The 11,671-nt window shown below is 62.8% G+C and carries 8 protein-coding genes; 2 read left to right on the top strand and 6 right to left on the bottom strand.

Features of this window, described 5'->3' with window-relative positions; translation table 11 throughout:
* Both EOA33_RS10965 and EOA33_RS10960 read left to right on the top strand, forming a co-directional pair.
* On the top strand, positions 1-1,352 hold a 1,352-nt coding region (locus EOA33_RS10965), incomplete at its 5' end, for an FHIPEP family type III secretion protein (protein ID WP_190234251.1).
* Between the two features lie 12 nt (positions 1,353-1,364).
* Complete coding sequence (locus EOA33_RS10960) at positions 1,365-2,405, top strand: EscU/YscU/HrcU family type III secretion system export apparatus switch protein (protein ID WP_126056238.1); 1,041 nt, start codon at positions 1,365-1,367, stop codon at positions 2,403-2,405.
* Between the two features lie 180 nt (positions 2,406-2,585).
* Here EOA33_RS10960 and EOA33_RS10955 read toward each other — a convergent pair whose 3' ends face one another.
* From EOA33_RS10955 to EOA33_RS10930, 6 genes are all read right to left on the bottom strand, one after another.
* On the bottom strand, positions 2,586-3,359 hold the full coding sequence (locus tag EOA33_RS10955; RefSeq protein WP_190234250.1) for an efflux RND transporter periplasmic adaptor subunit: 774 nt from the start codon (positions 3,357-3,359) through the stop codon (positions 2,586-2,588).
* Between the two features lie 79 nt (positions 3,360-3,438).
* Entirely contained in the window at positions 3,439-5,427 is a 1,989-nt protein-coding gene (locus tag EOA33_RS10950) for a prepilin peptidase (RefSeq protein WP_127399904.1), read from the bottom strand.
* Positions 5,428-5,472: 45 nt separating this feature from the next.
* Positions 5,473-6,321, bottom strand: a complete 849-nt coding sequence (locus EOA33_RS10945; RefSeq protein ID WP_126056241.1) for a SapC family protein — start codon at positions 6,319-6,321, stop codon at positions 5,473-5,475.
* Between the two features lie 191 nt (positions 6,322-6,512).
* Positions 6,513-8,660, bottom strand: a complete 2,148-nt coding sequence (locus EOA33_RS10940) for a peptidase M50 (RefSeq protein WP_127405625.1) — start codon at positions 8,658-8,660, stop codon at positions 6,513-6,515.
* Positions 8,661-8,662: 2 nt separating this feature from the next.
* The gene (locus EOA33_RS10935; protein ID WP_190234249.1) at positions 8,663-10,108 is read right to left on the bottom strand and encodes an HlyD family efflux transporter periplasmic adaptor subunit; all 1,446 of its coding nucleotides are present in this window, start codon (positions 10,106-10,108) and stop codon (positions 8,663-8,665) included.
* A gap of 491 nt (positions 10,109-10,599) precedes the next feature.
* Positions 10,600-11,671: matrixin family metalloprotease (locus EOA33_RS10930; RefSeq protein ID WP_127405623.1), on the bottom strand; the 1,072-nt coding region annotated here is incomplete at its 5' end.

The following is an 11,671-nucleotide window of genomic DNA, read 5'->3' as shown; positions in this document are numbered from 1 at the left end:
ACCTTGGCCGGCAAATTACCAGCCAGCTGCTGCGCGACTCCCGAGCACTCGGTCTTGCCGCGGTGATCATGGTCGGCCTTGCCATCGTGCCAGGTTTTCCGTCGATCGTGTTCCTGATCCTCGGCGCCAGCTTCGGTGCCGGCGCCTACGCAATCAGTCGCCGTACCGCCCGGGAATCCGAGCCTGACGACGACGCCGGCCAGATCGTAACGCGCGAACAACCGGGGAATTCCGCGGCGCTTTCAGCAATCCCTACCGGAACGCTGCCTTCGTCCTACCGCATCGTCGTGCGCTTCGGAGCCGAACTCGGGCGCTCGATCCCTGAGCCCGAATTTGCCGCGCTGGCCGATGGCGTGCGCCGCGAGCTCTTCGGCGATCTCGGTATCGACGTTCCGGCCATCGGCATGCAGGTCGACGAGATGCTTTCATCACGAAGCATCCGCGTCGATCTGGAAGGCGCGCCGATCCTGGATGCCGAAATTCCTGCCGACCGCGTTCTCGTCGAGGCGGATGCGACGCACCTCGACCTGCTCGAGGTGACTTACGAAGACGGCTCGTCGATTGCCGGTCAGCGTAGATTCGCGTGGGTCGATGACAGCCAGATAGCGGCATTGAAGGAGGCCGGCTTCGCCTTTTCCGCACCAGCGGAAACGGCGGCCAAGTGGACCGGAAATGCACTGCGGCTCTATGCCGGCCATTTCGTCGGGATTCAGGAGACACGCAGGCTCCTGTCAGACATCGAGCCGGACTACGCGGATCTGGTCAGGCAGGCCCAGGAGATCGTGCCGCTGCAGAAGATCGCGGAAGTGCTCCGCCGGCTTGTCGGCGAAAACGTGCCGATCCGCAATCTGCGCCTCATCCTCGAAGCGCTGATCGAATGGGGCCAGCGCGAACAGGACGTTGTCCTGCTGACGGAATATGTCCGCACATCCCTGAAGCGCCAGATCAGCTTCCGCTCCGCCGGCCGCAACAACATCATCGCGGCCTATGTGCTGCAGCGGTCGGCCGAGGATATCCTGCGCAACGCGGTGCAAAGCGCATCGACCGGCACATTCCTGAACCTTTCGGACGATGACGCGCAGGCCCTGGTCACCGAGATCGAGCGAGCCCTGTCGCAGAGCTCCATCGATGTCTCGCCGGTCGTGCTTGCCGCGATGGACGTGCGCCGGCATATGCGCAGCCTGCTGATGCACAATGCCATCGAGCTTCCGGTTCTGTCGTTCCAGGAACTCGCGCAGGAATTCAACGTCCAGCCCCTGGCCACGATCACCGGCCGCACCGGCAGGGCCGGCGCGCGCTCGCAGGCGCTGCCGTCGGCTCAGGCGAAAGCCGGGCAAGAGGCTGCCTCATGACGAGATTGCAACATGGCCGAAGAAGCTGAGGAAAAGAAGTTACCGGCGTCGGACAAGAAGCTCCGCGACGCTCGCCGCAAGGGCCAGGTTTCGCAGAGCCGCGACCTGGTCTCCGGCTTCACGTTTCTCGCGGCGCTCGGCTATCTCTATTTTTCCTGGCCGATGCTGTTCAAGCACCTTTCGGAACTCGTGCAGACCGTGACAGAGACCAGCGGCCCGTTCGCGGATGTCAGCCTGCGGGCCATCCGCCATTTTCTTTCGTTGCTGATGCTTGCCACATTGCCGCTGGTCGGGATCGTCGTCGTTCTCACCCTGGCCTTTGGCATGCTGGGGACGTTCGGGCCGGTCTTCTCGTTTGAGCCGCTGAAGCCGCAGTTCGATCACATAAACCCGGCGAAGGGCCTGCAGAAGATCCTGTCGCTCCGCAACGTCATCGAGTTCAGCAAGGGCCTGGTCAAGGTGATGTTGCTGGCAAGCCTCTTCGTATTCGTTCTGATCGCGTGGCTGCAACCGCTCTTCGATGCGCCGGGTTGCGGTCCGTCATGCCTGGAGCCGATCATCAAGGCGGTGCTGATACCCCTTGGCGTTGCCGCCGCGCTTGCCTTCGTCGTCATCGGCGTGATCGATGTTCCCATTCAGCGCTGGCTGTTCCTGCGCGACATGCGCATGACCACCACCGAATACAAGCGCGAGCACAAGGATCTCGAGGGAGATCCCTTGATCCGCCACGAACAGCAGCGGCAGCGGCGCGAAGCGGTGATGCAACCCGCGAAACTCGGCGTTGGAAATGCGGTAATCGTCTTCGTGTCCGGCGACCGCGCCGTGGCGTTGCGTTACCTCAAGGGTGAAACGCCGGTGCCGACGGTCGTCGGCAAGGGCCAAGGCCGCGCAGCCGACGAGATGGTAGCTCAGGCGCGTCAGGCACGTATCGCGATAGTCGAAGATGCGGCCGTCGCCGAACCACTCTTCGAGAATGCGGGCATCGGATCCTATATCGGCCAGCAGATGTTTTCGCCGGTCGTTCGCCATCTCGTCCGGCACGGACTCACTTGAGGTAAAAACGCGCGGTTGTTCTTAGCAAGTATCGTTCCCGCGAGCGACCGATCGGGGAACACGATGGGCGATCCGGCGAGCCGTCCGTCGGCAACGCGCTGGGCCATCGCGATCGGGCATCCTGCGTGTTCGCCACCTGTCAGCAGAAACTAAGCAGCATTGCTGTGCAGGCGGAGCGCTTCAGTTCGACTTGACGTCGAATTCGACCCTGCATCGCTGGCCGGCGGGCAAACGGTTGCCGGCATTGGGCAGCATGATGCGCACGCCGAAGGTCCTGCTGGCCGCGTCCAATACCCGGTCGATCACCTGAACTGTGCCGACAAGGACTTCATCGCGCGGCTCGCTGACGGTCACCCGGACGGCGAGGCCGACGCTGAACTTGCTGTATTCGCTGTCGGCGACGAAGGCTTCGACGCTCAACGGGTCGAGCTGTGCGATCGTGGCCAGTTGCCCGTCCTGATCGAGGTACTCGCCGGCATACAGCTTGCGTTCCATGACAATACCGTCGATCGGACTGACGATAACCTTCTGGCCCAGCACGGTCTTTGCCCGGGCAAGCTCGAGTTCGAGAATGCGCTTGCGCGTTTCGGCGAGCGCCAGTTCGCGCTTGGAGACCTCCATTTGCGCGACCGCTTCCTCCACCGCATCCTGGGAGGTGACGTTCATGCTGGCCAACCGCTTGGAGCGGTCCATGCGGTTTACGGCCAGTTGGTATCGTGCCTGCTGGGCCTCGATTTCCGACGTGTTGGCCGCCTGCTCGGACATCAAGTCGATAGTCGACAGCTCGGTGTTGGCATTCAGCCGGGCCAGGATTTGACCCTTTTTGACAATGTCGCCACGATCGATCAGCACCTCCTCCAGAAGGCCAGGCACCGTGCCGCCGACACCCACCACGATCGAAGGATTGACGACGCAATCGAGCGCCGCCGCATGAGCGGCACCCGCCAGAAACACGGCAGCGATGGAGAAGATAGGTCGCAGCATTTGACGTGGCTCCCTGCCCGCCGCGGCCAGTCCAGCCGCCGGCCCAAGTCTATTCGGATTTGCCGGAGAAGGCGAGCAGCACACCCAGCCGCCGGTCCTGGTCGAGCAGGTCCTTTCGCTCCGCTGCATGCGCGCGCTCAGCGCGCATCTGCGCTATCCGAAACAGCGCAAGTGCGGCTCGGCGCCTGAACCAGGTTTGACTCCGGCTGGCCCATTCGACAAGGCGTGGCGGCGCGAGATCGAGGATCGGATCCTCCAGCGAAAGAATGTCCCGCGTTGACCCCCGGTCTCCCTTGCGCGCCGTCCGCCCTTCCATCTGCCGGTCGATCCGACGGGCATCGTGGCGCTCGCTCAGCACCACGTGAAGCCCGCCCATTGCGAGCGCCTCGGGATCGACCTTGATGTCCACGCCGCGCCCAGCCATGTTGGTCGCCACCGTCACCGTTCCGACACGACCCGCTCCCGCGATGACTTTCGCTTCGTCCTCGCTCTGCTCGGCATTCAGCACGGCATGCTCGACGCCGGCGCGCCCGAGACATGCGCTGAGTTCCTGTGATGCAGAGACCGAACGCGTGCCGATCAGTACCGGCCGTCCGAGGGCCCGCATCGTCTCGACCTCCTGCACGATGCGGTTCCATTTCTCCTCGCGCGTCGCACACACAATTGTCGTGAGCTTCGCGCGCCGGGGCGGCACGTGTGTCGGCACTGCGAGAACCGACAGCCCGTAGACGGCGCCCAATTCGCCTTTGACCTCGTAGGCGGTGCCGGACATCCCGGCGAGGCGCAGATAGCGGCGAAAAAAGCGCTGGTACGTGATCCGCGCGGCGGTGCGTTTGCGCGGGGTCACTTTGCAGCCCTCCTTAAATTCGATCAACTGATGAAGGCCATCGCTCCATGTGCGGTCGGCCATGATGCGCCCGGTGAATTCGTCGACGATTTGAACAGTCTCGTCAGCGACCAGATAGTGTTCGCCGCGTCGGAAAAGCAGCAATGCGGAGAGTGCTTGCCTGGCCGATTCCTCGCGTCGGAGGCGGTTGCGCCAGTATCCATCGGCCGCCTCAGCGCGCGTCCAGAGCCTATCCTTGCCGGCTTCCGTCAATTCGATACGGCGCTGGTCCGGCAACAGCACGTAGTCGACATCCTGTTGCAGGTCCTCGATCAGACGAAATGTCTTTTCCGCCCAGTTGCGTTCGTCGACGGAATTGCTTTCCTGGGAGATGATCAGCGGCGTGCGCGCCTCGTCGACCAGCGCGCTGTCGGCCTCGTCGACGATTGCCAGGTGCAGACCGCGCATGACTGTTTGCGAATTCGCACTGCCGGCTTGGCCGAAGCCGCTGAGCTTGCGGTGCAGCAGCCCGGTCCTTTGGCCAAGCGCCATGCGATCGCGCAGGTAATCGAACGCAACTTCCTTGTTGCTCGCATAGACAATGTCCGACGCATAGACTTGCGGTCGCCCTGCCCGGTCGCCGCTCTGGATCAGGCCCGTGGTCAGGCCAAGAAAGTCATAGACAGGCTTGAGCGTCGCAAGGTCGCGTGCCGCCAGATAGTCGTTCACGGTTATGATGTGAACCGGCGTGCCCGCCAGCGCCGCGGCCGATGCGGCGAGACCGGCGGTGATTGTCTTTCCCTCGCCGGTGGCCATCTCCGCCACCCGCCCGTCAAGCATTGCGAGGCCGCCAAGAATTTGAACGTTGTGGTGGCGCAGCCCGAGCTTGCGCCATGATATCTCGCGCACGATCGCGAAGCATCGTTCGATGTTCGTCTGGGTCAGGCCGCCACGGCGCATCACTGGGCGGAACGCCGCGACCCGCTCGACAAGCTCGACTTCGGCTATGCCCGCATAATCACGTCCGAGTGCCTCGATGCGAGGCAGCGCGCGATACATCCGCCGCAGCCTTGCCCGCTCCCGCAACGGCGAGGCCACGCCAACCAGCCACTGGTCCAGCCAGTCGAGGAATTTCGGCGCCGGGTCTTCCCGCTCGGCGCCGAGATCAAGGGCCGGAAGCAGGACGCCGGCCGTTTGCCCAGCCGCCGTCAAGCTCCCGTCCTTCTACGCTCGGGTGACATCTCGGTCGTCACTTTGTTAAGCCTGCTCCAGCCTCATGTCCGCTTCGTCGCCACCCTTGCGCGCCGCCGATTTGCCGGTTTCCCGTTTCGCCTTGGCAGAAGTCGCTTCTGGTGCCGGTTCCGACGTGTCCTCGACATCCGGGCCGGAGGCTGGCATCCGCTCCAGCATGTTGGCGAAGTGCCGCAAGGAGTGGAGGTGAAGGTAGGTGCACTCCAATTCGTCATTTCCGAACATCGTTTGCAGGTCGGCGGCATCGATCGCCTTCAGCTTCTGGCGGTCGACCGTCATGAAGCCGGCCAGCGAACGGCGCTCGCCACTGTTCAAATTGAACTGCGCCTGCATCGGCTGCAGCAGCCCGAGAGACTTCAGAAGATCGCAATATCGCTTGGTGCGCTGAAAGCGCGACTGATAATCCTGAAGGAAGCCGAGCACCTCTTTCAGGTAGCGCGTCTGCTGTCCGTCGGCGTCGAACAGGCGCTCGCCGCGGCCCTCGCGGTTGATGCCTTCAAAGCTCTCGTCGATGTTGAGGATGAATGTCCGGCCGCTGGCATCGGAGGAGAAAACGAAGGGATAGCGGCGCACGAAAGCCGGAACATATTTGCCGCTCCAGTTGCCGGCATCGTCGACATAAAGGTTTTCGGTCTGCTTCACGCCAAGAATGACCGCCGGCATGATCGACTGTTCGGTGCCCGCGAAAACGATCGGATACTCCGCCGCTGCCTGCGCGAATTCGACAGCCGTCACCGGTACCGAGTTCACATTGCGGGCGAAGGCGTAGGAGTGACCCGTCTTGATCGAAACATCCCTGTGACGGTCCGAGGTTACCGGTTTGGCGTCTTGATAGAAAAGAAGCTGCACAGTCATGAAACCCTCCTTGAGGTGGAAAACTCGGTTAATTTATCGTTTCCGCGATATGTAGAACACTAATACTTCAACACCAAGTATTGATCACACCACCGCGGCGTCGGATTGTAAAGTGAAATGCTGCATTTGGCACGATTCCAAGGTAATTGAGTTAGTTCCAACTACAAGTTATTACCTCCGTTCATGGAAGACTAGACCCGATAGACCCGCAGGAACACCTGCCTGATCCAGCGATACGTACGTTCGTAGAGCGGCACATTGCCGTGAAAGAAGCGGACGTAGATGCGCCCGCCGATGCGGTCGATCTTGCTTGGATTGGCCAGCGCCAATTCCAGATGCATCAAGTTGGCAAGGACCCGCTTCTGCGAAGGATCGGTCGGGTCGAGCGAAAACTCCCCACCGCCCACTCTGCTCAATGCGGCGTTCGGCAAAGTTGCGGTCAGCGAAGGCACCTCGCGTATGATCTTTGCGGGATGCGAAACCCATGGGTCTTCGACGAAGCGCACGTCGACGAACGCCGTATGGTTACGAACCAGATCGGCGTCGCTTTCTGGTATCACGGCGCGCAGTGTCGGCTGATCGAACCGCGTCACATAGGCTAACGTCTCGCCACGGCGCACGAACTTGCCGTCGAGATCCTTCGCCGACGGAATGATCAGAGTACCGCTTGCCTGCGCCCGTACCGTCAGCGCTTCGGCACGGTCGCGCGCGAGGACGAGGTCGGCGCGTGCGAGCCTCAGCTCTTCGGCCACCACTTTGGCGTCGACCTTGTTGGAGAGATCAAGCTTCTCGAGGCGGCGCTCAAGCTCCCCGGCCCTCAGATCCAGCAGGACAGTCCGCGCTTCCAGCAACGGGTCTTCCAACCGCAGGATCGGGGCGCCTCGCTCGATCCGGGCGCCGGGAGTCGCGACAATTTCCGCTACCACGCCATCGACACCGGCATTGACGACTCCGTCGCCCGGCAGCCAGACGACACCCTGCGCGGCGGTCGCGTAGGGCAGCGGGATGACGAAGAATGGCATGGCTGCCAGCGCCAGGCTGGCTGCAACGACGGCGAAGGCCCTCCCCCTCGTCCTTCTCAATGATGGGCTCGTGAACAGGAACCACAGCTGGCGCGCCAGCGGCACGCCAACCATCAGCACCAGCGCCCACCCGGCCATCATCATGCCGACGACGAAGAAGCGCTGGCTGACCAGTGTGACGATCGCCACCATGACGCCGATCCGGTAGAAGAACGCGGCGACGCCGTAGCTGAAAAGCCAGAACTCTTCGCCTTGTGCGGTTGCCGGCGTTTCGGCGCTTTCGATGCCGAACAGATACCGCTGCACCACATAGCCGAGATATTTGGTCGCGCGCTGACCAAGGTTCGGTATCTCGAGAACGTCGCTCAGGACGTAGTAACCGTCAAAGCGCAGCAGCGGATTGCCGTTGAACAGCAAGGTCGAAATGCCGCCGATGAGCATCACGTTGAAAGCGAAGGCGCGCACCGGTCCGGGCTCGGCGTTCAGCCAGACGATCAACGCCAGACAGGCCAACAGCCCCTCGACGATAATGCCTGCCGCCCCCACCAGGGCGCGCTGCCACTTGTCCCGGAATGCAAGGCTCTCCGACGCATCGACATAGGGCACCGGCATGAACACGAGCAGCATCACGCCGATCTCGTGCACTTCGCCGCCCCAGCGCTTGACGGCATAGGCATGCCCGAGTTCATGCAAGGCCTTGATGAAGGGATAGGCAATCAGGATCAGCACGATATTCTCGGCCGAGAGAACCCGGTCGGTCACGTCGCCGGTCAGCGCCTGCCAGTTCATCGCAGCAAGGAAAATCGAATAGGCAACCAGCACCAGGAAGGCGACGCCGCCAAACCAGGACAGGAACGGCCGCACCAGCGGATAGGTCGCGTTCAGGAATTCGTCCGGATCGAACAGCCCGACGCGAATCGCCAGCGGATTGGCGAATTTCGACAGAAGTTTACGGTTGTGCTGCTTGCTGGCGCGGTCGGCGATTTCCTCAATGTCAGGCGGAATGTCACCGAACAGCACATCTGAAGCGTGAAGCTGCCCCAAAAGGCGGATCACCGCGTCCTGTGTGATGACCTTTTCATCGAGGCGTTCGCAGGCGCTGTCCCATACTTCCTGCATGGTGCGTCGGCCGGTCATCAGGCTGATGATGAAATAGGCCTCCGGCGTGAAACGATGAAAACGGCCCGAGGTCCGGTCCTGCATCACATACCAGACCTGGCCGCGGAAGATCGTGCGGTGGATGCTCACCTGGCTTCGCAGCCGCGGCTTCAATTGCGCGACGCGATACCAGGACGAACTGAAATAGCTCCTGTCCATGCTCAGCCCGCCCAGCGCCAGAGGGTCAGGCGCAGCCAGTCGATCATCTTCTGGGTATGGACGAAGAACAGCAGCCGTTCATCCACATGGGTCTTGCTGACGCCCTCCATGCCGGGACGTAGCCGCGCGGGGGACCCGGCGAGAGAAGCCTCGACCATGAATGAGTTGCGGCCGTTGCCCTGTCGCGAGACAGAGGTGATCTGTTCGATCCTGTACGTCAGCGGCTCCCTCGGCAATGCGCTGACCCGCAACTGGCCGGTCTGGCCGATCTTGATGTCTTCGATGTCGCTTTCGTCGACTTCCAGCACCACGCGGTAAGCATCGAGCGGCGCGATGTGAAACAATTCCTGGCCACGCTCGACCGCCGCGCCGACCGATTGCGACAGGTCGCCGGAGACAATAAATCCGTCAAACGGCGCCACCAGGCGGGTGCGACGCAGTTGTTCGTCGATCAGCGACAGCTGTGCGTCCGCCTGCTTGATCTGGGCCTCGATGATCTGGCTTTCGGCGCGCTCGCCACGCGCCAGCGCGCGGTCAAATTCCGTTTCTTTCTGAGCCTTGGTGGTGACCAGCCGCAGCCGCTCGAAATTAAGGTCCTGATCGTCGAGCTGCGCCAGCAGTTGATCCTTGCGCACCGTTTCGCCTGCCTTGGCGAATTCCGACAGAACATAGCCACTGAATGGGGCGACGATTGTTCGCTGCACCGAGCCGCGAATGACAGCAGGCGCCGTTACCGCATAGGGCGAGGTGGCGACGCTGAGGTAGGCGGCGATCGCCACCGCGGCCAGCGTCACGATCTTGCGGCCGATGAAGCGTGGGCCAAGCAGCCGCTTGATCTGGATCCAGCCTGCCTCGAGCGCCTTGGTGAAGATGGTTCGGTCGTTGCGGCGTTTTTCCTCGAGGACCGGTCCGACCACGGCCGCAACTGCGTCGCAAAGGTAGATCGTCTCCTGGTCAAAGCGCGCGTCGACGGGCCGCAGGAAAGTGAGCGCGCCCGTCATCCGGCCGTTGCTTTGCAGCGGCACGGTCAGGGCAGCGCCGTTCTTGTGCTGGCGCGTCAAGGCTTCGTGCGCGAGGCTGACGCGATATTCCTGCCCCTCGCGCGATGGCGCGACGACCACGGCCCGCTGGTCGATCGCCTCGTCCATCGCCGCGGCGACGTCACGCATGAAACTGACCTTGCTGTCGAATGCCGCCGAGTGGGACACCGCCGCAACGCGCGTCCAGCGCCGGCGCATCACGCCAATAGCGACCGGGTCGCAATTCAACCGCATGGCGAGTTCTGTAACGAGCGCGGTGCAGGCGCTCTTGTACTGCTTCTTCTCAATCACCGTCGCCAGCATGTCGAACGCAAAGCGACTGCGCTGCGCCGCCTGTTCGCTCTGATCGCTCATGCCGCGGCGCACATGCACTTCCACCCAGCCGCAGGCCCACTGGATCTTGCGCATGATGTCGGTGAAGGCAGCGTCGTTTCGCTTCACGGCAACGGCACAGGCGCCGAACAGATGTCCGTCGATGAGGATCGGGGACGCGATGATCTGTGTGTCGTCTGCCGGACCCGATACACTGACGCCCTGACGCTTTCCTATCGCCATTTCGGCGGCGCCGAGAAGCCCGCCGGCCGGCGACTGTGAGTTCGGCCATGCGGCGGCCAGCACATAAGGCCCGGCATCGGCTTCCCCGAGCACCAGGGCTGCCGCGGAGGCATCGGGTAGCTGGCGGCACAGAAGGCCCAGCCATGCGCCGATGAACTCATCAGACGTCCCGGCAGCACGGAAGCGTGTCCACAGCGCCTGGTCTAGAACGCTGTAGCTGACGATGCCGGTATCATCCAGCATCCTGCGAGTGTCACCTTCAAGGATGCTATCGGCCATGGACACCCATTTCGAGGCGGCGGACGCAGTTCGCGAAATGTATGAACTGCGCCGTCATCATTGTCTCAGCGTACTCCAAACAGACTGGACAGGCGCGACAGCAGCCCCTTGCGGTTGCTCCATTCGGCGAGACCGTTGAGGTCGTCCGAAGCCGCGTCGCCATCGTCGTGATCCGCATCAGGCGCCGCATGATGCGGACGGTCCTGCTGCCGATCCTGCGCGGCAACGAAGGTTCCGCTGGTTTCGTCAAACACCCAGTCGGGCTGGCTGCTTGGCTGCAGGCCGGAAGTAACCCCTGTCAGCACGATATCGCCGGGTTTCGCGCTTGCATCGGCCTCAGAGTCGGAGTTCGCTACCGCCGCCGCATCGCCTGAAGCTCTTGCGGCCGAGATCGTGGTGACGTCTCCGACCGCCTGAGCCGGGGCGATGCCAGCGCTCTGAAGCAATCCATGCTCCTTGGCGCCGACAAAGACGCCCAGGCCATCATGGAAGAGCTGCGTTTCAACCTCCTCACCAGCCGATCCGGCCTCCGGCAGCCGGCGCTCGCCGACGGCCAACTCAGCCGACATCACGCCCGTCTCGTCGTCATCGTGATCGAGGCCCGCCTGATGGCCGATTTCGTGGATCAGTACCGACAGCAGGTCCATCCGCCCCTCGGCCGCGCCGCCGGGCAACGCCGTCAGGTGGCCGGATGCATCGAGCTGGAACTCGCTGCTGTCGAGAGGTGACAGGTCAACGAACCAGCCATTTCCGGCCGCGTTGCGGTCGATCAGCACGGCGCCGAACACCGACTGTGCCAGCGCCATGCCAGGCAGATCGACGACCTGCACATCCAGGCTCGACAGTTTTGCAAGCTCTGTCGCGTCCAGTTGGCCGCTGGCCGACCAGATCGCCATCGCCTGCGCCAGCATCGCCCTGGCCTGATCGACGCCGACCGCCGTTGCTGTGTCTCCCGCCTGGCCGGGCGAAGCCAGTGCCAGCTGATTGGAGCTGGTGCTGAACGCCGAGGCGTTGGTGCGGACCTGCAGCCGGTCGAAGGACGCCCCGGCATTGCCTGTCACCAGGCCGAACTCGCCATCGGCAACGGCTGAGTTGAAGCCATAGCTGCCGACGAATGCGCCGTTGACGGTGATCGAG

The sequence above is a fragment of the Mesorhizobium sp. M4A.F.Ca.ET.050.02.1.1 genome (assembly GCF_003997725.1).
In the GTDB taxonomy this organism is placed as follows: Bacteria; Pseudomonadota; Alphaproteobacteria; order Rhizobiales; family Rhizobiaceae; genus Mesorhizobium.
The sequence above is the reverse complement of the archived record's forward strand: the minus strand, read 5'-3'. Positions and strand labels throughout refer to the sequence as shown.

What these genes read in the sequence shown, in the direction of transcription:
- EOA33_RS10960 (WP_126056238.1), top strand. Translation starts at nt 1,365, where the DNA reads ATGGCCGAAGAAGCTGAGGAAAAGAAGTTACCGGCGTCGGACAAGAAG.
- EOA33_RS10935 (WP_190234249.1), bottom strand. Translation starts at nt 10,108, where the DNA reads ATGCGCAAGATCCAGTGGGCCTGCGGCTGGGTGGAAGTGCATGTGCGC.
- EOA33_RS10940 (WP_127405625.1), bottom strand. Translation starts at nt 8,660, where the DNA reads ATGGACAGGAGCTATTTCAGTTCGTCCTGGTATCGCGTCGCGCAATTG.
- EOA33_RS10945 (WP_126056241.1), bottom strand. Translation starts at nt 6,321, where the DNA reads ATGACTGTGCAGCTTCTTTTCTATCAAGACGCCAAACCGGTAACCTCG.